Origin of the sequence: Streptococcus sp. KHUD_010, assembly GCF_040207525.1 — a bacterium.
Taxonomy (GTDB): domain Bacteria; phylum Bacillota; class Bacilli; order Lactobacillales; family Streptococcaceae; genus Streptococcus; species Streptococcus hominis.
In genome coordinates this window covers 1,277,197-1,301,288 of the sequence record NZ_CP157941.1, presented here as the reverse complement: position 1 = coordinate 1,301,288, position 24,092 = coordinate 1,277,197, and the positions used below count along the sequence as shown (strand labels likewise).

Below are 24,092 nucleotides of genomic sequence, written 5' to 3'. Positions count from 1 at the left end.
TTCTGGTTTTATCCAAATTTCCGGGGCTGACAAATCTTTTTTAGACTGCGTAGATAATAAAAGAGCGAGGTTAGATTTTCCTATCCTCGTTTTTATGAAAGGGGAACATATATGATTGGAAGTATAGCAGCGATATTAACTACTTTTGCCTTTTTACCGCAGGTCATTAAAGTCATCAAAACCAAAGGCACAGAGTCTATTGCGCTTTGCATGTATCTGATGCAAGTTGTTGGTATTGCTTTGTGGCTGTTCCATGGTCTGGTGATTGACGATCTGCCTTTGATTATGGCAAATGGTGTTTCCTTGATCTTATCAGGGACTATTCTCTACTATAAACTGAAATACAAGTAAAAAGCACAAGGGAAATTTTTCCGTTTCACTACGGAAAAAAATGAGATGGATATTGTAATCGTTTTCATCTATAATGAGTTTATAAAATAAATTTTATTTATAAGGAGAAAATCTTATGGCTAAAGCATTGATTATTTGTGCAGCAGGTATGTCATCTTCTTTGATGGCAAAGAAAACAACGGAATTTTTAAAGGGTAAGGGTCATGATATTGAAGTAGATGCTGTTAGTGCGACAGAAGGCGGCAAAGCGATTGCTGCTGCCGAATATGACCTCTATCTCATCAGCCCGCAAACAAAGATGTATTTTAAACAATTTGAAGAAGCAGGTGCAAAGGTTGGAAAGCCTATTGTACAAATTCCGCCGCAAGCTTATATTCCAATTCCAATGGGAATTGAAAAAATGGCAAATCTTATCTTGGAAAAGATTTAAAGTTTCAGCGCAAAAAAGGATAAAATAGTTCTTACAGACAGATGTGGAAGGAGAACTGTATTGCTACATCAGAAAGAAAAATTGATTCTGCAATCCTTATTGGAGAACAAAAATCACTATATGACGAGTAAGGAGTTAGCCAGTCAGCTGTCTTGCTCTGATCGTACGATAAGAACTTATCTGAAATCCTTGATGGACTGGAATCCTCATGAAACAGGCTGGAAAATTATTGCCAAGCAAGGTTATGGCTATAAATTAGAACTGCAAGATAAAGCCCTTTGTCAAGATTTTATACAGGCTGAACTATTGACCGAGGTAAATGCTGCTAAGACTGAAAATATAGAAGATCGTTACAATTACATTTTAAACAAATTGCTTTTTGAGCAAGAGAAGCTTTATTTTGACAACCTGGCAGAAGAATTATTTGTCAGTCGGTCAACCTTGTCAGCGGATTTTAAGAAAATCAGAAAAGACTTGGCAAAGTATGACTTACAAATCGAAAGTAAAGCCAATCGAGGTGTTTATGTAAAGGGAAGTGAGCGCAACAAGCGTCGATTTATCATGGATTATTTTTTCCGTGATAATTTCTTTCAAAGTTTGCATAATTACATCACGATTGAAGTTCCTGGTCGGCAAATCAGTTTAGAAGAATTGACGATTATTGTGCTAGATGAATGTCGCGAAGGATACTTAAAGTTATCAGATTTTGTCATTCAAAACTTGGTGATTCACATCGCTCTTTCTTTTAAACGAATTGCGGAAGGTTTTCAAATCAATCAAATTGAAAATTGGAATCAAGAAAATTATCTGGCAGAGCGAAAAATTGCGGAGAAAATTTCACATAGAGTGTATCTAGCAACAGGGCTGGAATTTCCAAAGGAGGAAGTAGACTATATCACCTTGCACTTGATTTCTAAAGCTTCTTGCCAAGATAATCAATATGCAAAGAAGGATATAAACCAAGAAATCCGCAGGCAGTTACTAAAAGCATTAGAGCAGGTCGAGTATGTCAAGGATTATCAATTTCAACATGACTTCCAGTTAGTTGAGGGAGTTGTCACGCATTTAGTTACCTTGCTTGTACGTTTGCAAAATCATGTGGTGCTGGAAAATCCTCTTTTAAAGGACATTCAGCAGCAGTATTCATCTGTTTTAGCGATGACAAGAGAGCTCTTGCAGGCCATGCCGATTTTTTCTAAGGAAAACTTGTCTGATGATGAAGTTTCCTACATCGCCCTGCATTTCATGGCTGCCTTGGAGCGGTTAAAGGAAAAGCAAAAATTTAATATCTTGGTGATTTGTGCAACGGGCTACGGATCAGCGCAAATGCTGAAAAATCGCATTGAGAATGAGCTGGGTAACTTAGTCCACATTGTGGATGTGATTGGCTATTATGAGTTGAGTAATGAACGTCTGAAAAATATTGATTTTATCATTTCATATATTGATTTATCCAATCTGGTCTTCAGTGTTCCTGTTTTTACCGTCAGCATCTTTTTAAATTCAGAAGAGCTAAAAGAGATAAAACATAAAATGGCTCAGCTGAAACCTGTAGAAAGTTCTTTGATACCAGAAACAGCAGTAATGGTGGATCAAAATGAAGAAAAAATCTTTGATGACTATTTCTCCTCCGCTTGTTTTGTTCTTACTCAAGATGCGACAAAAGAGGTCATCTTACAAGAGTTACTGATCCAAATGGAACAAGGTGAAGAGCAGGATTTTGTTTCTTGTATGCAGGATTTAATGGAGCAGCGTGAAAAAATGAGTTCGGTTATTTTCTCAGAGCAAATCGCGGTGCCGCATCCGATTAAACCGATTGCTAAACATCATAAAATTGGTGTCGCTATTGTAAAAAACGGTCTTCAGTGGAACGAAGAAAATCCTCATATTCGGCTTATCTTTCTTCCATCGCCAGCTATCTATGGGAATGAAGGAATGGCGACGTTGACATCTAAGATTGTGGATTTGTTAGAGCAGCCTGACTTGCAAAAACAGATCTTGGATTGTCAGTCATTTGCAGAGTTTAAACAGTTATTTTTAAAAATAAAGTAAAGGAGATTGTCTATGAATCAGGAAGAATTACAGGTGGCCGCTTTTGAAATTATCTTGCACAGTGGTTCAGCAAGGACAACGGTTCACGAAGCTTTCGCCGATATGCGAGAAGAACACTATGATGAAGCGGCTGAAAAGTTAGAAGCTGCCAATGCAGAGCTATTGGAAGCTCACCATGCACAAACAAATTTGCTACAAGAATACGCAAGTGGAACAGAAATCAAAATTGAAATCATTATGGTGCATGCTCAGGATCACTTGATGACAACCATGACCTTGCGTGAAGTGGCACTTGAAATGCTCAGCCTTTATCGGAAGGTTGAAAAGTAAAAGAAGAGGTGGGAGGAGTAGATATGACTGAAAAAGAAAAACAAGAATTGGAAGCTAGACGAAAAGAAGCAGCAATTAAAAATATGTACTATACGCGTTACTTTTCAGTCCGCTATGCGACAGCATTTTTCTTCTTTGCCAATCTGTATTGGATGCTCATGTTGTATCTTTCTAATGCTGGCTTACTTTTGCTATTGCCTTTATTGCTAACGATTCTTGCAGCGTTAGCAATGTGGGAACAAACACGAATGTACACCGTTCATCAAAAAGAAGCGATATTAACGCGATTCTTTTACAATGTTTCTATTTTAGCAAATGTTGTGCTACTGCTGCTTGTTTTTGCGGGACAGTATCATTTTCTCTTTCCATTTTTTTCGATTAGTACAACCACTGTAACCGTTTTAACGGTTGTACTTTCATTGGGGCTATTTTTAGCCATTCTCATGTTAAGAAAATTAAGTCGGATTCATCACCATACAGATAAGCAATATAAACGCATTCAAGAATATATTGCCACTGTTCAACGTTAGTTTATAAATTATATTTCAAACATCATAGGAGGATATATTATGAATAAATTGTTTGAATTTCTAGAAAAGTACCTCATGGGACCAATGGGGAAAGTCTCTACTTGGCGTCCTGTTCGTGCTATTGTTGCTGCCGGGATGGCCAGCATTCCCTTTACAATCGTAGGGTCTGCCTTCTTGGTTCTTAGTGTTATACCGCAGGCCTTTAATCTTCAATTTATTGTTGATTTGTGGGCAAATTCATTTGATAAGATTCAAGCTCTCTACTTGCTAGCTTATAAGTGTACAATGGGGATTTTGTCTCTCTACTTTGCCATTGTTATTGGGTATGAATACACAAAAATTTATGTCGAAGAAGAAGGGCTCAATCTCAATCCACTCAATGGTGGTCTGTTAGCGGTATTTGCTTACTTTTTGACCATTCCTGAATTGACTTATTCAAAAGGAATGATTTCAGCCGTGACAGGAAAAACAACGATTGGTGGCTGGACTGTTGGCGGAGATAGTTTGACACGTCTGTCTACATCAGGTATGTTTACTGCGATTCTGATGTCCATTCTCGCTGTACAACTATATCGCCTTTGTGTGAAGAAGAATTGGGTCATCAAGATGCCCGAAGCTGTTCCAGAAGGAGTTGCTCGTTCATTTACAGCTCTCATTCCAGGATTTGTCATTGCATTTGCAGTACTTGTTATTAACGGTATCTTTATCCTATTTGGTACGGATATTTATAAAGTTATTGCAATTCCGTTTGCCTTTGTTAGTCATATCACTAACACATGGCTAGGTATCGTTGTGATTTACTTATTGGTTCATGCTCTTTGGATTGTCGGTATTCATGGTGCGAATATCGTTATGGGACTGGTTAATCCAATCTTGCTTGCTAATATGGCACAAAACGTTGACGGCAAATTCATTGCCTATGCAGGTGAATTTACGAACTCTTATGTTACAATCGGTGGTTCCGGTGCGACTTTACTGCTTTGCTTCTACATCGCTTTCCGTGCAAAATCAGATCAGCTGCGCATGTTGGGCAAAGCTTCAATGGGGCCAGCTATTTTCAACATCAACGAACCCTTTATCTTTGGTCTACCAATTGTGTATAATCCAATGTTAACCATTCCGTTTATTTTGGCTCCAATCGTCTCTGCTTCCATTGGTTACTGGTCTGTTCAACTTGGACTAGCTGGTAAAGCGATTGCCCAAACACCATGGCCAACACCTATTGGTATTGGAGCTTACGTTGGTTCAGGTGGTAATATTGGTGCCTTTGTAGTTGCACTTATCTGTGCTCTGGCTGCCTTTGTCATTTGGTATCCATTTATTAAGATGTATGATACTAAGTTGTACAAAGAAGAAATGAATAGTGCTGAAGCGATTCAATAATTTTGTTTCCCCTTATAAAAAATTTGAAGCTGGAACGAAAGTCTCCAGCTTCAATTTATATAGTGCAATAAACCAAGGACACAGTAGTTGCTTACTCAAAGTAGTTGCTAGCTAGGGCTTGTAAGGCAAGTCTTAACGTTTTTGCTTTTTAAGCTCGAAAGAGCACTTTTGACGAAAACTTTTTTTCTTTATCCACCACCTCAACAGTCTCCTAGACTGTTGAGCAACCTTGCGGGGGTGAGATAGAACTTAAAATTTTTAAGATGAGTTCTGTCTCACTCTTTTTTTACGAATAATTTAAGTAAAAGGGGAAAATAATCTATGTTAATGGCTTGTCAGGAAAACGGAAAAATGCTAAATGCTGTGGAAGATACGGTAAATCCATTGGATAGGTTTCTCTGCCCGGCTTGTAAGGAAGCGGTGCGATTTAAGAATGGCAAGGTGATGCGACCTCATTTTGCTCATATTTCTTTAAAAGAATGTCATTTTTATACGGAAAATGAAAGCGCAGAACACTTAAATTTGAAAGCTGCTTTGTTTACTTGGGCTAGAAAATCCAATCATGCGATTCAAGTAGAAGCTTATTTACCAGAATTGCAGCAAATCGCAGATCTGTTAGTTGAGAAACAAATTGCACTTGAAGTTCAGTGTAGCTCGCTTAGTCAAAAGCGTTTAAAAGAGCGCACGGACAATTATCGTCAGCATGGTTATCGCGTTCTTTGGCTCTTGGGAAAGAAACTTTGGCTGAAAGATTCCTTGACCAATTTACAAAAGGATTTTCTCTATTTCAGTAAAAATATGGGCTTTCATCTGTGGGAATTGGACGAACAAAAACAGCTTTTGAGGCTTAAATACTTGATTCATGAAGATTTGCATGGCAAGGCTCAGTATAAGGAAAAAATTTTTACTTTTGGCAAAGGAAATCTTTTAGACATCTTTCGTCAGCCATTCTGCAAGCAGGAGATGACGAGTTTTCTGGCAAAAGAAGATAAAAACATTTGCCGTTATGTGCGTCAGCAGCTCTACTATCAGCAGCCCAAATGGATGAAATGGCAAGCAAAATTGTATCAAGCGGGTGATAATTTATTAACCAAAACAGCTAATGACTTTTATCCGCAGGTTCAACCTGTTCGTTCCAGCTCTTTCTGCCAGATTTTTCAAGATCTCACACCTTATTACCAGCAATTTTCAGCTTATTATGAAAAAGAAAAAAATAAAAATCTCCAAATTCTCTATCCTCCAGCTTTTTATGCAAAGATTTTTGGCAATATTTATGATAGAATAGGAAGGACGGAGGAAATTTTATGGCAAAACAAAGAAATGAAATTGAAGAAAAATACACTTGGGACCTAACAACGATTTTCCCAACAGATGAAGCTTTTGAGGCAGAGTTAAGTCAAGTTTCAAAAGAATTAAAAGAAGCCAGCAGCTTAGCAGGTCATCTTTTGGATTCGGCTGATAGCCTTTTAAAAACAACAGAAATCCAATTGGACTTAATGCGTCGCATAGAAAAGCTCTATTCCTATGCTCACATGAAAAATGACCAAGATACGCGCGTGGCAAAATATCAAGAATACCAAGCCAAAGGAATGGCCATTTATAGCGAGTTCGGACAAACTTTTGCTTTCTATGAACCAGAATTTATGGCAATCACAGACGAGCAATATCAGACTTTCTTAGCTGAAAAGCCCGAATTGAAAATCTATCAACACTTCTTTGATAAGCTGCTGCAAAAGAAAACTCACATTCTTTCTCAACGTGAGGAAGAATTGTTAGCAGGAGCTGGTGAAATTTTTAGTGCTGCGGGTGATACTTTTGGAATCTTAGACAATGCTGATATTGTCTTTCCAACCGTGCACGACGAAGAAGGAAATGAAGTGCAATTGACGCACGGAAATTACATTAGTTTAGTGGAGTCGAAAAATCGTACAGTCCGCAAGGAAGCTTATGAAGCGCTTTACAGCGTCTATGAGCAATACCAACACACTTATGCTAAGACACTCCAAACGAATGTTAAAGTTCATAATTACAATGCCAAAGTTCGTGATTTTTCTTCTGCGCGTGAAGCTGCCTTGTCTGCTAACTTTATTCCAGAAAGTGTTTATGATAGCTTAGTGTCTGCGGTCAACAAACATTTGCCACTCTTACATCGCTATATTGCGCTACGTGCAAAGATTTTAGGTCTTTCTGATTTGAAAATGTACGACCTCTACACACCATTATCAGAAGCAGATTATAAATTTACTTATGAGGAAGCCTTGACGAAAGCAGAAGAAGTCTTAGCTATCCTTGGAGAAGATTATCTAGGTCGAGTAAAAGAAGCCTTTTCAGATCGTTGGATTGATGTTTATGAAAACCAAGGCAAGCGCTCTGGGGCTTATTCTGGTGGTTCTTACGATACCAATGCTTTTATGTTACTCAACTGGCAAGATACGTTGGACAATCTTTTCACGTTGGTTCATGAAACAGGTCACAGCATGCATTCCAGCTATACTCGTGAAAATCAGCCGTACGTTTACGGAGATTATTCTATTTTCTTAGCTGAGATTGCTTCTACGACCAATGAAAATATCCTTACGGAGAAATTATTGGAAGAAGTAGATGATGACCATACTCGTTTTGCGATTCTGAATCATTTTTTGGACGGTTTCCGTGGAACTGTTTTCCGCCAAACTCAATTTGCCGAGTTTGAACATGCCATTCACAAAGCTGACCAAGAAGGTCAAGTCTTGACGAGTGAATTTTTGAATGATTTGTACGCAGATTTGAATGAAAAATATTATGGTTTAACGAAAGAGGACAACCCACAAATTCAATACGAATGGGCACGGATTCCACATTTCTACTATGATTACTATGTTTTCCAATACTCAACCGGTTTCTCAGCTGCTTCTGCCTTAGCTGATAAGATTGTTAACGGAACGCAAGAAGATAAAGAGAAGTATCTCAACTACTTGAAAGCAGGAAATTCTGATTATCCGCTAAATGTCATTAAAAAAGCTGGTGTAGATATGGAAAAAGAAGACTATCTCAATGCTGCCTTTGCAGTCTTTGAGCGTCGTCTTGATGAATTTGAAGCACTCGTAGAAAAGTTAGGATTGGCATAAAATGGTCGAATCCTATAGTAAAAATGCTAATCACAATATGCGTCGTCCCGTTGTCAAAAAAGAAATCGTCGATTTTATGCGGACACGGCAAAAACAAGTTTCGGGCTCTTTAAAAGAGCTCGAAACTTTTGCTCATGCAGAAAATATTCCCATTATTCCTCATGAAACAGTTGCCTATTTTCGTTTTCTATTAGAAACTTTACAGCCAGAAAAGATTTTGGAAATTGGAACAGCCATTGGCTTTTCAGCTCTTTTAATGGCAGAACATGCACCGCAAGCTCAAATTACAACGATTGATCGCAATCCAGAAATGATTGCTCTTGCTAAAGCGAACTTTGCTAAGTTTGATAAGCGCAAGCAAATTACATTGCTGGAAGGTGACGCAATGGATATTCTTCCTAGTTTGAAAGATTGCTATGACTTTGTCTTTATGGACTCTGCTAAGTCCAAATACGTTGTCTTTCTGCCGGAAGTTCTGAAGCGCCTTGCTTCAGGAGGGATTATCATCATAGATGATGTTTTTCAGGGTGGTGATATAGTGAAAGACATTAAGGAAGTGCGTCGAGGTCAACGAACGATTTATCGAGGGTTGCACCAATTATTTGATAAAACACTAGATCAACCTGACTTGACTGCAACTTTGTTGCCTCTTGGTGACGGCATTCTGATGATTAGAAAAGAATGAGATTCTTAATATTTTCCTAAACTTTCACAGTTTTTAGGAAAATTTAAGATATTAAATCTATTTTATGGTACAATAAGAAAGTGAATTAAAAAAAGGAGTTTTCATAATGAAGAAAAAAATTCTAGCAGGAGCTATTACGCTTTTGTCAGTTGTAACATTAGCGGCGTGCTCGCAAGCTGGTGGTAAAGATATTATCACAATGAAAGGAAATACAATCACTGTCAATGATTTCTATAACAAAGTGAAAAATAATGCAGCCGCTCAACAAGTACTTCTCAATATGACCATTCAAGAAGTTTTTGAAAAGAGCTATGGTAAACATGTTACAGAAAAAGAAGTCAATGAAACGTTCAATAAGAGTAAGAGCACTTATGGAACTGCTTTCCAACAAGTATTGGCAAGAGCAGGATTGACGGAAGATACTTATCGTGAACAAATCAGAACCAATAAATTGGTCGAATATGCTGTCAAAAAAGCAGCTGAAAAAGAATTGACAGATGCAAACTATAAAAAAGCATACGAATCTTACACACCAGAAGTGACTGCTCAAATCATCAAGGTAGATAGCGAAGATAAGGCAAAGGAAGTATTGGAGAAAGCAAAAGCTGAAGGTGCTGATTTCGGACAAATTGCCAAGGAAAATTCTACAGATACCAAGACAAAAGATAAAGGTGGCGAAGTGAAGTTTGACTCAGCTTCAACAGATGTTCCAGATGCTGTTAAAAAAGCGGCTTTTGCCCTTGAAGCAAACGGTATTTCGGATGTTATCACCGTTAAATCATCAACTTATTCTTCAAGTTATTATATTGTGAAACTAAATAGTAAGTCTGAAAAATCAACAAACTGGAAAGACTACAAGAAACAACTGAAAAATGTTATCTTGACACAAAAGCAAAATGATCAAACCTTTATCCAAAAAATTGTTGCCAAAGAATTACAAGCAGCCAATATTAAAGTGAAAGATCAAGCTTTCCAAAGTCTATTCTCACAATATGTCAAGTCAGATAGCAAATCAACATCTAGTTCGTCATCTTCATCAAAATAAGTTGACGAAAAGCTCATAAGTGAGTATAATAGGACTATTGAGAATTGATTTTTGACCTCTTAGTTCAGAGAATTGGCGGTGCTGCAAGCCATGTAAGAACGAAAATCATGCTACTCAAAGAAAAAATTGCATACATAATGAGAATGACAAGTTCATTGAATGAAGGTGGTACCGCGGTTTTTCGCCCTTTGTCTAGTGGACTTGTCTTTTTGCGAGGGATCGTCATGAAGACCTATCTTGTAAAACAAAAATTTCGCTTTGGTGGTGAGAAATTTGACATCAAAGATGATCGTGGGAACATTGATTATCAAGTGGAGGGGAGCTTTTTAAAAATTCCCAAAACTTTTACGATTTATGATGACAAGGGTGAAGTGGTCAGCCAAATTCAAAAGACTGTGCTAACAGTCTTACCTCAATTTGAAATTCAATTGCGCAATGGTTCGAGTTTTTATATCCGTAAAAAGCTTACTTTTTTACGAGATAAATATGAATTTGATAACTTAGGTCTGCGCATTGAGGGGAATATCTGGGATTTGGAATTTCGTCTGCTGGATGCGCAGGGGCAAGTGATTGCAGAGATTTCAAAAGAGCTCTTGCACCTAATGTCCACTTATCAAGTTGTAATTTATGAAGATGCCTATGCTGATTTAGTCATCTCTTTGTGTGTGGCTATTGACTATGTAGAAGCTCTTGAAAGTAGTTCTTAAAACTCACATGGGCAATAGAAAAATCAGTTAGAGAAATGTTTTAAGGAGAAGAAAATGAAACAATTATCAAGTGCTCAAGTACGCCAAATGTGGCTAGATTTTTGGGCTTCAAAAGGTCATGCTGTCGAACCGTCTGTTAGTCTAGTACCAGTCAATGACCCGACCCTACTCTGGATTAACTCTGGCGTAGCAACATTAAAGAAATATTTCGACGGGACCATTATTCCAGAAAATCCACGGATTACCAATGCGCAGAAAGCGATTCGGACGAATGACATTGAAAATGTCGGAAAAACAGCACGTCATCATACCATGTTTGAAATGCTGGGGAATTTTTCTATTGGTGATTATTTCCGTGATGAAGCGATTGAATGGGCTTTTGAGCTCCTGACTAGTCCTGAGTGGTTTGATTTCCCGAAAGATAAGCTCTATATGACTTATTATCCGGATGATCATGATTCTTATAATCGTTGGATTTCAGTTGGTGTCGATCCAAGTCATTTGATTCCAATTGAAGACAATTTCTGGGAAATTGGTGCAGGACCTTCTGGGCCCGATACAGAAATTTTCTTTGACCGTGGAGAAGCTTTTGATCCTGAACATCAAGGACTTCGTTTACTTGCAGAAGATATTGAAAATGATCGTTATATTGAAATTTGGAATATTGTTTTGTCCCAATTCAATGCTGATCCAGCTGTTCCAAGAAGTGAATACAAGGAGCTGCCTCACAAAAATATTGATACGGGTGCAGGTCTAGAGCGTCTTGTAGCTGTTATTCAAGGGGCAAAAACTAATTTTGAAACAGACCTCTTTATGCCGATTATTCGTGAAGTAGAGAAGTTATCCGGTAAGACTTACAATCCAGACGGTGACAATATGAGCTTCAAGGTCATTGCAGACCATATCCGCTCTCTGTCATTTGCTATTGGCGATGGTGCGCTTCCAGGAAATGAAGGACGTGGTTATGTTTTGCGTCGCTTGCTCCGTCGTGCTTCTATGCATGGTCAAAAATTAGGAATCAATGAGCCTTTCCTTTACAAACTTGTTCCAACTGTCGGAAAAATTATGGAAAGCTATTATCCAGAAGTGCTTGAAAAGCAAGATTTTATCGAAAAAATCATCAAAAGTGAAGAAGAGTCCTTTGCTCGCACGCTTCATTCCGGTCAACACTTTGCACAAAGCATTGTAGAAGAGTTAAAGGAAAAAGGACAGTCTGTTATTTCAGGAACGGATGTCTTTAAACTGTACGACACCTATGGTTTCCCAGTAGAATTGACCGAAGAAATTGCTGAAGAAGCTGGTATGACAGTAGACCGCGAAGGCTTTGAAGCTGCTATGAAAGAGCAACAAGAACGCGCACGGGCTAGTGTTGTTAAAGGTGGATCTATGGGCATGCAAAATGAAACCTTGCAAAACATTACAGCTGAAAGCCACTTTAACTATGAAAAAGAGGCTTTGTCTGCGAAGTTGGTTGCGATTGTGGCAGATGATAAAGAAGTAGAAGAAGTGACTTCTGGTAAAGCTTACCTCGTTTTTGCAGAAACGCCATTTTATGCTGAAATGGGCGGACAAGTAGCAGACCACGGACAAATCTTTGACCTTGCAGGCAATCTCGTTGCACAAGTCGTAGATGTTCAAAAAGCGCCGAATGGACAACCGCTCCATACGGTAGAAGTGGTAGCACCACTCGCATTAAACCAAGAGTATAAGCTTGAAATTGACCACAATCGTCGTCACCGTGTTATGAAGAATCACACAGCAACACACTTGCTTCATGCGGCTCTTCACAATGTTTTAGGTAAACACGCAACGCAAGCAGGCTCTCTCAATGAAGTAGAATTTCTTCGCTTTGACTTCACTCATTTCCAAGCAGTTACAGCAGAAGAACTACGTCGTATTGAGCAAGAAGTCAATGAAAAAATCTGGGAAGCGATTGACATCAAAACGATTGAAACAGACATTGATACGGCTAAAGAAATGGGAGCAATGGCTCTCTTTGGTGAAAAATACGGCAAAGAAGTTCGTGTGGTGACAATTGGAGATTATTCTATTGAGCTGTGTGGTGGTACTCACATGAAGAATACTTCTGAAATTGGTCTTTTTAAGATTGTCAAAGAAGAAGGAATTGGCTCAGGAACTCGTCGTATCCTCGCTGTGACAAGCAAAGAAGCCTTTGAAGCGTACCGTGAGGAAGAAGATGCTTTGAAAGCTATTGCAACGACACTGAAAGTCCCACAAATGAAAGAAGTTTCGCGTAAGGTTGAAGCCTTGCAAGAACAACTTCGCCAATTGCAAAAAGAAAATGCTGAACTGAAAGAAAAAGCAGCAGCAGCAGCTTCAGGTGAAGTCTTCAAGAATGTTCAGGAAGCTAATGGACACAGCTTTATTGCCAGCCAAGTTTCTGTATCTGATGCGGGTGCTCTACGCACTTTTGCAGACACTTGGAAACAAAAAGACTATTCAGACGTTCTTGTCCTTGTGGCAGCCATTGGTGAGAAAGTGAATGTTCTTGTGGCTAGCAAAACAAAAGATATTCATGCTGGCAATTTAATCAAAGAACTTGCTCCAATCGTAAATGGTCGTGGTGGTGGTAAAACAGACATGGCTATGGCTGGAGGAAGCAACCAAGCAGCTATTCAAGAATTACTTACAGCTGTTCCTGAAAAATTGTAATGTCATATTACTTTAAGCGAGATAGATCTGTGCTTGTCTCTACAAGGATTTCAAAAAATGAAATCTAAGAGAGTTGCATAAAAATCATACAAAAAACGAACAGTTTCGATATTCTGTTAGTCAGAACATCGGAATTATTCGTTTTTTTATTTGTACGATTAAGTTCTGGCGTTTTATAAAGATTTTCTTACGATTCGCTCACATTTTTATAACTCAATGATTTTGTCATATCGTTTTAGAGTTTCATCTGAGTAATGATGAATGACTTCGATAACCGTTTGTGGAAGTGAAAATAAGACATCTTCGATTTCTTGAGCCGTTTGTTTATCCAAATTGAATTTGACCTCGTCAGCTAAAATGAAATCTTTTTCGTAATAGAGACTTCTAGCAATCTCTAAGCGTTGTTTTTCACCGCCAGATAAGGATTGATTGGTGATTCTATTTTTCTCTTTTAGATAGGGCAGACGAACCTTTGTCAGAACATCTTCTATTTTTTCATGGTTGATAGGCTTTCCTAAGCTAATATTTTCATAGAGGCCCAAATTATCAAAGTAGTAACTTTCTTGCAGAATGTATGAACCGATTTGCTGCCTCGCTTCTTGATTTAGCTCTTGGTCATTAAAGGTAATATGACCAGAATCCGGCTGTAAAACTCCAAACAACAAATTTAACAAGGTTGTTTTTCCACTGCCACTCTCTCCAATAATAGCAACCTTTTCACCAGCATTTATGGTAATAGAAAAATCGGATAAAATAATGTTTCCTTGATGACTGAAAAAGACATGCTCACATTTTATTGGGAAGCAGTTTTTAGGAGAGATTGTTTCATCAGTTTTTGTTCTTTCAGCCAAAAATTGATATTTATCACATAGATTTTTGCTGGATTTTCGAGTATTGATAAAGTAAGAAAGCTCTTGAAATTGATAGCCGATATTGTAAGAGACAAGATAAATCGCTACAAAGCTAGCAGGCGTTAGTCTACCATAATAAGTCATAAAGCCACCAACAATAATGGGACAAATAGAGCAAAATACGTCAATAGTGTTGATAAGGATATTGTTAATGGTTCGCTGTTTTTCAAAATGAACATTCTGCTCAATATTTTGAGAGAGTTTTTGCTGAAAAAAAGTGTAAAAGAATGTTTGACTGTGGTAATTTTTAATGACTCGAACACCTGCTATAAAACTGGAAAGCAAGTTTATGTAGCTCTGATTGACTTCTGATTTTTGCTTAGAAAGCTGGTCTAGCTGTTTGGAGCCAATACCACTACACAGAGCTGGAATGGCATAGAAAATGATGAAAATTGCTCCTAGCCAAAAATTTGTCAGTAAAGCATAAATGATAGAAACACAGGTGAAACCCAAAGAACCAATGATAATCAGAGTGGATTCTACATAATTTTCCTCAATTTGCTTTACATCATTTTCCAAGTCAGAAAGAATATCTTCATTTGACAGTTGATTGTCATAGAGAAAAGCAGCAAACATCTTTTCTTTTATATTTGTATTGAAGTCTGCAATGATTTTTGCATAGAAATAGCGTTTGCCTGCCAAACCTAAGACAATCAGCATATTTCCAAGAATTCCCAACATCAAGATTTGCCAGAGAATTTTTAAATTTTTCGATTGAAAACTATCAATAATCATCCGAACGAGCGTTGGGTTTAAAACTGACTCAATCCATGTGAGCACGATAAACAGAAGGTAAATTGTCAGTAATTTTTTTGAAATAAATCGTTTCAGCATATCTGATAAATCCTTACAGAACATAGTAATACTTTAAAAACTCTCAAAAAGCTGTTTGAGAGTTTTTAAGCGCGCCGTAGCAGTTTTTTAATCAAACTGAGAATTTTGAATTTTAATGGCTGTGGATAATAGCGGAAGGTACCCATTTTGCGAACAATGTAGCCATTGAAATTTTGCTTGAAACGGAGCACGCCGTCTGAGCCGTCGAAAATTCCAGTAATACCAAGAAAATTATAAAAAGGAATACCTCGCTTGATAGCTTCTTTCATGACATATTCTTGGAGAAGTGCTGGGGCATAGAATTTGTTAAATTCAGGATAGGAACCACTAAAGAGGTAAGTCGCTTCCTGTGGTGTATAGATAAAGAGGCTGCCTGCAAGAACTTGGTCTTCTGTTCCATATTTATCTATCAATTCTTGCGCTTCGGCTTTGCGTGTTTCAAAACTTTCAAATTGGCTAGAGAATTCACGCAGTTGATTGTGTTTTTTCTCTGACTGAGGATTTTTTTCTAAATCCGCTTTTAATTTTTGAATTTTTTGTTTTAGTTTTTCTTGATCATGTTGCAGATGTTGCAGATAATCTTGAAAATTAAGCGTTGCAATCATAAAGTCCGCTTGATTGCCAAAAGCATCATAGAAATCTTGATAATAATCTAATGATTTATCGCTATATTCACGCCGTTCGGAAGTGGCAGAAGTGATTTCTTTGAAAATATTTAATTCATCTCGCTTCAATTTTTTTAATTGAATGCCGAAAGTATTCGCCTTTTTGACAGTTGATTTGCCATTTTTGCCGAAGGATTTGATGAGGTCTTTTTCGGTAAGACCTGCCAGATCTTTGACATAGTGCCAATCAGGTTCGCCACCTGGATAACCTGTCTGCAAGCCATCAAATTCATAACCTAAGTCTGTCAACTCTTTTATCAATTCTGTTTTTTCGAGCGAAGTAGGCTGTCCATTACTGTCAAATGTTTGATAAGTTTCATAAGGTTTGACAACCAGCTCTAAAGCACCATTTTCTTTGGCATAGGTCTTGAGTTCACGGTAAAAGTGTTGCAGGTCGTGAGGATTTGTTGAAACAGGACCGCAATTGATTTCCATGTGAAGTCCGCCTGTCATGGGCATACTGTAGAGCACGGCTGAAATGGTTAATTCACCGTGTTCATTTGTGTGACCGACATATTGGCAAGTAAAACCGCGTTTCGCTAAGAGCTTTTCCAGTTCTACTGTTTGCATAAAAGAACGTTGATCACAAGACGCGCTATGGTTTACAAATTCTTCCTGACTAAGTTGTCTGAATGTCATACGATTCCTTTCTTAGTGTTTGCTGCGGAATTTCTTTCTCAAAGTATAGGCAAGGTTAGAGAGATGATAGAGTGGATTGGTTGGCAAGTTAAACTCTCCGACAAACTCTTCAATAGTTGGATTGAACTTGGACTTAAAGTGATAAAGTCCGCCGTCTAAATCATTTTCAACACCGCCCATGTTTTGCCAGTCCGCTCCACGGTCGAAGGCGTGTTTTGCTGTTTCATACCAAGTGAGGAGAGCTGGCTGGTAGCGGCGGTACTCTTCATTCATTCCAGCATAGATATTTTCAGAGGTAGCTCCATATTCTAGAACCAATGTTCCAGAGAGAGGAACATTGGTTGTTCCCCGTGCTATTTTTTCTGACAAGAAATCCATTTCTTCTTGCAGTCGTTTTTGTTCTTGCTTATTGTTTTCAATTTTACTAGGTTTAGTTTTTTCAGTGAATTTGCTGGCTTCTTTTTCAGCTTTGGCTTTTTGAGCTTGAAGACTTTCTAGACGCTCATTTAGGTCAATGCTTGCAAGTGTGATATAGGAATGCTCAGGGTAAGTATCCAGCAGTTTTTGATAGTAATCCTGCCCGCGTAGATGAATGCTTTTCCGATTCTCGGTTTTTTTCATCAAAGCAGAGAAATCATCCAAAAGTTCTTTGCCAGCAAACTGGACTTGAATGCCTTTGTTTCGTGCAGTGCGAATGGCTTGGCGTGTACTTTTTGATAAAAGTTCTTCGCTGAAATTGTCCTTGTAAATATTTGCTTGAAAACGCGGTTGAATCGTTTCGTCTAATAATTCTGTCCGCCCTACCCAGATAGCACCCGCTTTCTGGAGATTTTGAATCAAGTCAAGCGTTTCCTGCTGTTCTTTTCTGTCTTCTCCGATTTGAGCCTGCACGAGGAAAAGACTCGGATCAAACTTGATAAAAAGGGCTTTTTTAGTTTTAGCAAATTGTTTCAAGGAAGTCAGGACAAATTGCAGTAATTCCTGATCATGATAATCCATAATAGGACCGCGAGGAATATAAAGCATAGTCATACCGAGCGGTAGAGGCTTGATGAGAATACTAGCAGAAGCCACTAATTGGTCATTTTTGTAAAAGCCAATTCGTTCATTGTCCCAATTATCTTTGACCTTTGCCCAAGAAGCGCTTTGAAGCAAGTTGGTTTGAGAACTTGCCTTAACAAAATCATCGTGTTCTTGAGCAGATATTCCGATTTTATAAGTGTACATTAGTTTAAAACCCACTCTCTAATAGCGTATGCAACGCCGGATTCATCGTTTGATTTGGTAATATACTTGGCAATTTTCTTCAACTCGTCAGTCCCATTTTCCATTACAACAGGATTTCCAACGACTTCTAGCATTGCACGGTCGTTTTCTTCGTCCCCAATTGCCATGGTCTCCTCTTTTGTCAATCCTAATTTTTCTGCTAGATGCACGACTGCAGCTCCTTTGTTGACATTTTTTTTGACAATTTCTAAGTAAAAAGGTGCAGATTTCACGAGTGTGTACTTGTCGTACAATTCTTTTGGAAGTTTGGCGATTGCTTGCTCCAAAATTTCTGGTTCGTCAATATACATGATTTTGACAATTTCTTTATCTACCATTTCTTCTGGAGTGCGGTAGTAGACTGGCATATTGACCAGCCCAGCTTCGTAAACGGTGTATTTTCCAATGTTACGGTTAGCAGTATAAATACCGTCCTTAGTGATAGCGTGCATGTGAACCCCTAGCTTGCGACTGAGGCATTCGATATCCAGATAATCTTCATAGGACAAAGGTTCTTTGATGTATTCTTCCCCAGTGACTGTATCTTGAACCAGCCCGCCATTGAAGGTAATGACATAATTTTCTGGCTCATTTAGATGTAATTCTTCAAGCAAATTTCTCACTCCTGGAATGGGGCGTCCGGTTGCAATGACAATCTTTATTCCAGCAGCTTTGGCATCTTGTACAGCAGAAAAAACTTCTGGTGTGACTTCTCTTTTGGTGTTTAATAAGGTTCCGTCAATATCAACGGCAACTAGTTTAATACTCATGTTCGTGTGCTTCTCCATATATAAATTGATCGTTTTTGATATACGACAAGAAAGTCTTACTATTTTCACTAAAAAGTCCAGCTTCTTTTAGCATTTCTTTTGGAAAATAGAAGCGGTTGTCGCCATGCCTTGTACCTGCTAATGTTTCGACGATAGGGGATAAAGTGGATAACTCAGCGAGACTGCCATCCTTTTGGATAATTTCAATCTGAGTGCGTGGTTTTTCGACATCTGGACGATAAAAATCATAAGGCAGATCAAAATTGCGGTGAATAGCGGTATAGTAGTCAGGATCAAAACCGACTTCTGCAACCAAATCCCGCATAACATTCAGATATTTCTCATTTTCTTTTGAAAAAATAATGGATTTAAAGACTTTGCGGTTGATGAAACGCTGTGCCAAGTCAGATAAAATCGTATCAGGGCTTGTCATCCAGACCTGGAAATAAGTATTCATCACGCCGTCATCCAGTGCTAAATAATCTTTCAAGGTTACCCGCTTTTCAAAGAAAGGAATGAGGTTGGGAGAAGAGAGTGCAAAATAGTCTTTCTGCTTTTCATAGAGAAATTTTGCTCGCTTGAGCAAGTTTTGCAAGAGCACTTCCATTGCCCGACTAGCAGGGTGAAAATAAACCTGCATATACATCTGGTAGCGACTGACGACATAGTCTTCCACGGCATGCATACCATTGCGTTTGAAAGCGATGCCATTTTCAACAGGATAAATAACGCGCAAAATCCGTGTTAAATCAAATTGCCCATAAGAAGCGCCTGTGTAGTAGGAGTCTCGCAAGAGATAGTCCATGCGATCGACATCAATCTGACTGGAAATGAGCTGCACCACCTGTTTGTTTGGATAGGTGTGATTGATAACGCTGGCTACTTTTTCCGGAAAATCAGGCGAAACTTGAATGAGAACTTGGTTAATCTCTGTTTCAGGGTTTGTGATAATCTGGCGTGTAATTTCCTCGTGGTCAGTATCAAAGAGACGCTCGAAAGTATGTGAATAAGCACCGTGACCTACATCGTGCAAGAGTGCTGTTGCCATGACAAGTAAGCTTTCATGACGATCCCAAACCTCTGGATATTTTTCGTCAAATATCTTTGTGATTCGTCTTGAAATTTCATATGTTCCGAGGCAATGCGAAAAACGGCTGTGCTCGCCTCCGTGAAAAGTATAGCCGGAAGTTCCTAACTGTTTAATGCGGCGCAGTCGTTGAAATTCTTTGGTGTTTATTAAATCATAGATGACTTGGTGATCCACATGAATGTAATTGTGGACGGGATCACGAAATACTTTTTCAATCATGGCTCTATTATACCATAAACAGAAGAAGACCACACTGAAAAAATTAAGGGAAAGACGAGAAGAAATCTTTGACATTTTCTGGTAAAATAGAAAAGGAGAACTAGTAAATGAGGAGTTTGTAGTGTGAAGGTTAGAATCAGAAATCAGATTCAGTTCGATGAACAAGTAGAACAAATTGATCAAAGGTATGATGGAAAATGGATGCAAAAAGGGTCTTATTGCTATTTAGTCTTTAAAAATGAAGAAAATGAACAAGTAGTGCTGAAATTTCATGATAAAGAACTGACTATGACACGATTTTCTACTCCTAAATCTTTGATGCGGTTTATCAAAGGAGGGAAAGCCGTGGTTGATATTCCCACGCCAGTTGGCATGCAGCAATTCATCACGGAAACCAGTCATTATCAAGTTGATTTGAAAAAACAAGTACTTGAACTTCATTATCAATTGAGAACACGTGATAGTGAGCAGATTTTTGCAAGTTATCAAATGGAGATTTCCTGGAAATAGGATAGAGAAAAATGATTCCCAGTTTAGCAATAGTTGCTATGTTGGTTGTCAGTAGATGTATTTGATTTTTCGTAATCAGAGACAATATGTCTTTAGATTCAATTTTGCCAAACTTCATAGTGATTATTTTATTTATTTCAGCTGGGTATCTGTTGAGTAAAAATAGGCAGTTACTGAACTTTTTTGCTTGAAAAAATCAAAAAATTTGATATAATAAAGACACTCAAGGGAGTAGCTAGCGGGATATCCGTTACAAGGTCGTCAATACGAAAGCAATTTCCGGCCTTGTATGAAACAGCGAGACTTGTTACAGTAAACAGGTCTCTTTTTGTTTGTCAAAAAGAGATTAAAGGAGGAACTATTTTGTCGAAAGAACAAAAGCGCCAAGCGTTTTATACGCAAAGTTCGGAAGAAGTTTTAAAGAATTTGGAAACTTCTGAGCAGGGTTTAACAAGCAATGAAGCTGCTAAGCGTTTAGATGAGTACGGTCGCAATGAACTAGATGAAGGAGAGAAAAAATCCCTTCTGATGAAATTCGTTGAGCAATTCAAGGATTTGATGATTCTCATATTGCTGATTGCTGCTATTCTTTCAGTTGTGACTTCAGGTGGTGAAGATATTGCAGATGCGATTATTATCCTAGCTGTGGTCATTATTAATGCCATTTTTGGAGTTTATCAAGAAGGCAAGGCAGAAGAAGCAATTGAAGCACTAAAATCTATGTCTAGCCCAGCTGCGCGCGTGCTGCGTGACGGGCATGTGACAGAAGTGGATTCTAAGGAATTAGTTCCAGGAGACATCGTTATACTGGAAGCTGGTGATGTGGTACCTGCTGATATGCGTCTTTTGGAAGCGAACACGTTGAAAATCGAAGAAGCAGCTCTGACTGGTGAATCTGTTCCTGTTGAAAAACATCTGACTGTTGATGTAGCTGCAGATGCAGGACTGGGTGACCGCATCAATATGGCTTTCCAAAATTCAAATGTTACGTACGGACGGGGAATGGGTGTAGTTGTCAATACAGGTATGTATACGGAAGTTGGTCATATTGCTGGTATGCTTCAGAACGCTGATGAAACAGATACTCCACTCAAGCAAAATCTAAATGGTCTGTCAAAAGTGCTCACCTATGCGATTTTAATTATTGCAGCTATCACTTTTGTGGTTGGTGTATTCGTTCAAGGAAAAGATCCACTGGGAGAATTGATGACATCAGTTGCACTTGCCGTTGCAGCAATTCCAGAGGGGCTTCCTGCTATTGTAACCATTGTCTTGGCACTTGGTACCCAAGTTTTGGCGAAGAGAAATTCCATTGTCAGAAAGCTTCCTGCAGTTGAGACGCTTGGCTCTACTGAAATTATTGCTTCTGATAAGACTGGTACATTAACTATGAACAAAATGACAGTTGAGAAAGTCTTTTATGATGGTAGCTTGCACGAAGCAAAACAAGCTATTGACCTCGGACTCGACTTGCCATTGCTACGCTCGGTTGTCCTTGCTAATGATACTAAAATCGATCAAGATGGAAAACTCATTGGAGATCCAACGGAAACAGCCTTTATTCAGTATGCTTTAGATAAAGGGTATGATGTCAAGACGTTTTTGCAACAGTATCCTCGTGTAGCAGAGTTGCCGTTTGATTCTGAACGTAAGCTCATGTCAACTATTCATCCTTTGCCGGACGGTAGATTTTTGGTTGCTGTAAAAGGTGCGCCAGATCAACTCTTAAAACGTTGTGTGGCTCGTGACAAGGCAGGCGATATTGCGCCGATTGATGAGGCAACGACTCAGTTAATTAAGGAAAATAACTCAGGTATGGCCCATCAGGCTTTGCGTGTTTTAGCTGGTGCCTATAAAATTATTGATGACATTCCAGAAAACTTAACGTCTGAAAATCTTGAAAATGATTTAATATTCACAGGTATGATTGGAATGATTGACCCTGAACGCCCAGAAGCTGCTGAAGCTGTTCGAGTGGCTAAAGAAGCAGGTATTCGTCCAATTATGATTACAGGTGACCACCAAGACACAGCGGAGGCTATTGCTAAGCGTCTAGGTATTATCAATGATGATAGTAAAGACCATGTCATGACTGGTACTGAGCTTAACGAATTGTCAGATGAAGAGTTTGAAAAAGTTGTTGGTCAATATTCTGTCTATGCGCGTGTATCTCCTGAGCATAAGGTGCGGATTGTTAAAGCATGGCAACGTCAAGGTAAGGTGGTTGCTATGACAGGTGACGGTGTAAATGATGCACCAGCCTTGAAGACAGCCGACATCGGTATCGGAATGGGGATTACAGGTACAGAAGTGTCGAAAGGTGCTTCTGACATGATTTTGGCTGATGATAATTTTGCAACGATTATCGTGGCTGTTGAGGAAGGACGGAAAGTCTTCTCTAACATTCAAAAGACCATTCAATACTTGCTTTCAGCCAATACAGCAGAAGTGTTGACGATTTTCCTTGCAACTCTTTTTGGCTGGGATGTGCTGCAGCCGGTTCATCTTCTCTGGATTAACCTTGTGACAGATACTTTCCCAGCTATTGCTCTGGGGGTTGAACCTGCTGAGCCAGGTGTGATGACACATAAACCGCGTGGTCGTAAGTCTAGCTTCTTCTCAGGTGGTGTCATGAGTTCGATTATTTATCAAGGCCTTTTGCAAGGTGCTTTGGTACTCGGTGTTTATGCTTATGCTTTGATGAATCCTGTTCATGTTGGTGACATGAGAGCCATTCATGCGGATGCGTTGACCATGTCCTTTGCAACACTTGGACTAATCCAGCTTTTTCATGCCTTTAATGTAAAATCTGTTTATCAATCACTTCTAACAGTTGGGCCATTCAAATCTAAAACTTTCAACTGGTCTATTCTTGTTTCATTCATTTTATTGGCTTCTACCATTTTGGTTGAGCCACTAGAAGGAATTTTCCATGTAACAAAATTAGACTTTTCACAATGGGCAGCCGTTCTCATTGGAAGTTTCTCCATGATTATCATTGTGGAAATTGTCAAATTTGTTCAACGTAAATTAGGCATGGATAAAAATGCCATTTAAGACAGAAAAGTCATCTTCGGGTGGCTTTTTTAATTGTCAAAGTATAATAAAAAATTGCCGTGAATGCGACAATTTTGAGTACTTATTATAAGCTATAAATACGGACATCTGGATCTTGTTTCCAAAGTGGTTGAAGTCCAACAAAAACATCATTTTTGGACGTATCGCTTTGTAGATAATTTTGAGCGTGCTCAACAGAGTCAAAACCATGTAAAACTTGCACATCTTCTGTGCGAATAAGTAAGTTCTTGCTCACAGCCCCTTCGATAGTATCTAGAAATGGCCTGCGATAGTCATTATAAACTTTCGCTGCGGCAGGACGATTTTCATCCGAAATATCTAGAGTGATTTGTAAATATGCTTTAACCTGAGACATAGTATTAAGTCTCCTTTCCTTTTATTTGAATTTATTATAAAATAGTGCTATTTTAAATGCAATACGTTACCAAATTAGTGAGTAACTAACTATTTTGTGAGGAGGCAGATATGTATCAACGAAAAATCGAAAGAAAACTCCGCTGTCCATTAGATATGGGTTAGATATCTTTTGAGGAAAATGGAATTCGCGCATTATTTGTATTCTTTTTATCAAAGGTTCATTGCGCTATAATGAACTAAAAGCAGAAATGCTAGATATTACAGATACTGTTCTCTCTAGAACTTTGAAAGAATTAATGCAAAATAATATGGTGGAAAGACGACAATATAATAAAATCCCTATGCGCGTTACTTATTAGTTAACAGAAAAAGCAGAGCCTGTGATACCAATTTTTGAAATGATATGTCAATGGTCAAAAAAGTATTTAGCGCCTGATGATATTAATAATAGTATTTGTGG

The 24,092-nt window shown here is 38.5% G+C and carries 21 protein-coding genes; 15 read left to right on the top strand and 6 right to left on the bottom strand.

Annotated features, from left to right (window positions below):
- Positions 1-111 precede the first annotated feature (111 nt).
- The 12 genes from ABKA15_RS06380 (at position 112) to alaS (ending at position 13,293) form a co-directional block, all read left to right on the top strand.
- A complete protein-coding gene (locus ABKA15_RS06380; protein ID WP_049513736.1) occupies positions 112-351 on the top strand; it encodes a SemiSWEET transporter in 240 nt (79 codons plus the stop codon).
- Positions 352-466: 115 nt separating this feature from the next.
- Positions 467-781 carry a PTS cellobiose transporter subunit IIB gene (locus ABKA15_RS06375; protein ID WP_049513735.1) on the top strand — a complete coding sequence of 105 codons (315 nt, stop codon included), beginning with the start codon at positions 467-469 and terminating at the stop codon, positions 779-781.
- A gap of 60 nt (positions 782-841) precedes the next feature.
- Complete coding sequence (locus ABKA15_RS06370; protein WP_350015323.1) at positions 842-2,833, top strand: PRD domain-containing protein; 1,992 nt, start codon at positions 842-844, stop codon at positions 2,831-2,833.
- A 12-nt stretch (positions 2,834-2,845) separates the two neighbouring features.
- The gene (locus ABKA15_RS06365) at positions 2,846-3,163 is read left to right on the top strand and encodes a PTS cellobiose transporter subunit IIA (protein ID WP_049513733.1); all 318 of its coding nucleotides are present in this window, start codon (positions 2,846-2,848) and stop codon (positions 3,161-3,163) included.
- Between the two features lie 23 nt (positions 3,164-3,186).
- Complete coding sequence (locus ABKA15_RS06360; protein WP_049513731.1) at positions 3,187-3,693, top strand: hypothetical protein; 507 nt, start codon at positions 3,187-3,189, stop codon at positions 3,691-3,693.
- 39 nt (positions 3,694-3,732) lie between these two features.
- A complete protein-coding gene (gene celB / locus ABKA15_RS06355) occupies positions 3,733-5,076 on the top strand; it encodes a PTS cellobiose transporter subunit IIC (protein WP_049513730.1) in 1,344 nt (447 codons plus the stop codon).
- Between the two features lie 321 nt (positions 5,077-5,397).
- Positions 5,398-6,429, top strand: a complete 1,032-nt coding sequence (locus ABKA15_RS06350) for a competence protein CoiA family protein (protein WP_049513729.1) — start codon at positions 5,398-5,400, stop codon at positions 6,427-6,429.
- On the top strand, positions 6,381-8,183 hold the full coding sequence (gene pepF / locus ABKA15_RS06345) for an oligoendopeptidase F (protein ID WP_049513727.1): 1,803 nt from the start codon (positions 6,381-6,383) through the stop codon (positions 8,181-8,183). The genes ABKA15_RS06350 and pepF overlap by 49 nt, the downstream gene beginning before the upstream one ends.
- 1 nt (position 8,184) lies before the next feature.
- Complete coding sequence (locus tag ABKA15_RS06340) at positions 8,185-8,868, top strand: O-methyltransferase (RefSeq protein ID WP_049513725.1); 684 nt, start codon at positions 8,185-8,187, stop codon at positions 8,866-8,868.
- 106 nt (positions 8,869-8,974) lie between these two features.
- Positions 8,975-9,913, top strand: a complete 939-nt coding sequence (gene prsA, locus ABKA15_RS06335) for a peptidylprolyl isomerase PrsA (RefSeq protein ID WP_049513723.1) — start codon at positions 8,975-8,977, stop codon at positions 9,911-9,913.
- A gap of 137 nt (positions 9,914-10,050) precedes the next feature.
- Positions 10,051-10,620 (top strand): LURP-one-related family protein, encoded by a 570-nt coding sequence (locus ABKA15_RS06330; protein ID WP_080984162.1) that lies wholly within the window; start codon positions 10,051-10,053, stop codon positions 10,618-10,620.
- Between the two features lie 54 nt (positions 10,621-10,674).
- The gene (gene alaS, locus ABKA15_RS06325) at positions 10,675-13,293 is read left to right on the top strand and encodes an alanine--tRNA ligase (RefSeq protein WP_049513721.1); all 2,619 of its coding nucleotides are present in this window, start codon (positions 10,675-10,677) and stop codon (positions 13,291-13,293) included.
- 206 nt (positions 13,294-13,499) lie between these two features.
- Here alaS and ABKA15_RS06320 read toward each other — a convergent pair whose 3' ends face one another.
- The 5 genes from ABKA15_RS06320 to ABKA15_RS06300 all read right to left on the bottom strand — a co-directional run bounded on the left by ABKA15_RS06320 (position 13,500) and on the right by ABKA15_RS06300 (position 19,687).
- On the bottom strand, positions 13,500-15,038 hold the full coding sequence (locus ABKA15_RS06320; protein ID WP_049513719.1) for an ABC transporter ATP-binding protein: 1,539 nt from the start codon (positions 15,036-15,038) through the stop codon (positions 13,500-13,502).
- Positions 15,039-15,103: 65 nt separating this feature from the next.
- A complete protein-coding gene (locus ABKA15_RS06315) occupies positions 15,104-16,342 on the bottom strand; it encodes an aminoacyltransferase (RefSeq protein ID WP_049513718.1) in 1,239 nt (412 codons plus the stop codon).
- Between the two features lie 12 nt (positions 16,343-16,354).
- On the bottom strand, positions 16,355-17,569 hold the full coding sequence (locus ABKA15_RS06310; protein WP_049513716.1) for an aminoacyltransferase: 1,215 nt from the start codon (positions 17,567-17,569) through the stop codon (positions 16,355-16,357).
- On the bottom strand, positions 17,569-18,378 hold the full coding sequence (yidA, locus tag ABKA15_RS06305; protein ID WP_049513714.1) for a sugar-phosphatase: 810 nt from the start codon (positions 18,376-18,378) through the stop codon (positions 17,569-17,571). The genes ABKA15_RS06310 and yidA overlap by 1 nt, the downstream gene beginning before the upstream one ends.
- A complete protein-coding gene (locus ABKA15_RS06300) occupies positions 18,368-19,687 on the bottom strand; it encodes an HD domain-containing protein (protein WP_049513712.1) in 1,320 nt (439 codons plus the stop codon). The genes yidA and ABKA15_RS06300 overlap by 11 nt, the downstream gene beginning before the upstream one ends.
- Before the next feature lie 123 nt (positions 19,688-19,810).
- Between ABKA15_RS06300 and ABKA15_RS06295 the strand changes: the two genes are divergently transcribed.
- Positions 19,811-20,197, top strand: a complete 387-nt coding sequence (locus ABKA15_RS06295; protein WP_048786092.1) for a DUF1934 domain-containing protein — start codon at positions 19,811-19,813, stop codon at positions 20,195-20,197.
- A 363-nt stretch (positions 20,198-20,560) separates the two neighbouring features.
- Positions 20,561-23,254 carry a cation-translocating P-type ATPase gene (locus ABKA15_RS06290; protein ID WP_049513709.1) on the top strand — a complete coding sequence of 898 codons (2,694 nt, stop codon included), beginning with the start codon at positions 20,561-20,563 and terminating at the stop codon, positions 23,252-23,254.
- A gap of 85 nt (positions 23,255-23,339) precedes the next feature.
- On the opposite strand, the gene ABKA15_RS06285 is transcribed toward ABKA15_RS06290, so the two are convergent.
- Positions 23,340-23,630, bottom strand: coding sequence for a hypothetical protein (locus ABKA15_RS06285; RefSeq protein ID WP_049513707.1), 291 nt, complete (start codon positions 23,628-23,630; stop codon positions 23,340-23,342).
- A 223-nt stretch (positions 23,631-23,853) separates the two neighbouring features.
- Here ABKA15_RS06285 and ABKA15_RS06280 point away from each other — a divergent pair, with 223 nt between their 5' ends.
- The gene (locus tag ABKA15_RS06280; RefSeq protein WP_003028121.1) at positions 23,854-23,991 is read left to right on the top strand and encodes a winged helix-turn-helix transcriptional regulator; all 138 of its coding nucleotides are present in this window, start codon (positions 23,854-23,856) and stop codon (positions 23,989-23,991) included.
- Positions 23,992-24,092: the final 101 nt, after the last annotated feature.

Bases quoted from the DNA above. Each gene is read 5' to 3' on its own strand.
- ABKA15_RS06380 (WP_049513736.1), top strand. From the start codon at position 112: ATGATTGGAAGTATAGCAGCGATATTAACTACTTTTGCCTTTTTACCG.
- ABKA15_RS06375 (WP_049513735.1), top strand. From the start codon at position 467: ATGGCTAAAGCATTGATTATTTGTGCAGCAGGTATGTCATCTTCTTTG.
- ABKA15_RS06365 (WP_049513733.1), top strand. From the start codon at position 2,846: ATGAATCAGGAAGAATTACAGGTGGCCGCTTTTGAAATTATCTTGCAC.
- ABKA15_RS06360 (WP_049513731.1), top strand. From the start codon at position 3,187: ATGACTGAAAAAGAAAAACAAGAATTGGAAGCTAGACGAAAAGAAGCA.
- celB (WP_049513730.1), top strand. From the start codon at position 3,733: ATGAATAAATTGTTTGAATTTCTAGAAAAGTACCTCATGGGACCAATG.
- ABKA15_RS06350 (WP_049513729.1), top strand. From the start codon at position 5,398: ATGTTAATGGCTTGTCAGGAAAACGGAAAAATGCTAAATGCTGTGGAA.
- pepF (WP_049513727.1), top strand. From the start codon at position 6,381: ATGGCAAAACAAAGAAATGAAATTGAAGAAAAATACACTTGGGACCTA.
- ABKA15_RS06340 (WP_049513725.1), top strand. From the start codon at position 8,185: ATGGTCGAATCCTATAGTAAAAATGCTAATCACAATATGCGTCGTCCC.
- prsA (WP_049513723.1), top strand. From the start codon at position 8,975: ATGAAGAAAAAAATTCTAGCAGGAGCTATTACGCTTTTGTCAGTTGTA.
- ABKA15_RS06330 (WP_080984162.1), top strand. From the start codon at position 10,051: ATGAGAATGACAAGTTCATTGAATGAAGGTGGTACCGCGGTTTTTCGC.
- alaS (WP_049513721.1), top strand. From the start codon at position 10,675: ATGAAACAATTATCAAGTGCTCAAGTACGCCAAATGTGGCTAGATTTT.
- ABKA15_RS06320 (WP_049513719.1), bottom strand. From the start codon at position 15,038: ATGCTGAAACGATTTATTTCAAAAAAATTACTGACAATTTACCTTCTG.
- ABKA15_RS06315 (WP_049513718.1), bottom strand. From the start codon at position 16,342: ATGACATTCAGACAACTTAGTCAGGAAGAATTTGTAAACCATAGCGCG.
- ABKA15_RS06310 (WP_049513716.1), bottom strand. From the start codon at position 17,569: ATGTACACTTATAAAATCGGAATATCTGCTCAAGAACACGATGATTTT.
- yidA (WP_049513714.1), bottom strand. From the start codon at position 18,378: ATGAGTATTAAACTAGTTGCCGTTGATATTGACGGAACCTTATTAAAC.
- ABKA15_RS06300 (WP_049513712.1), bottom strand. From the start codon at position 19,687: ATGATTGAAAAAGTATTTCGTGATCCCGTCCACAATTACATTCATGTG.
- ABKA15_RS06285 (WP_049513707.1), bottom strand. From the start codon at position 23,630: ATGTCTCAGGTTAAAGCATATTTACAAATCACTCTAGATATTTCGGAT.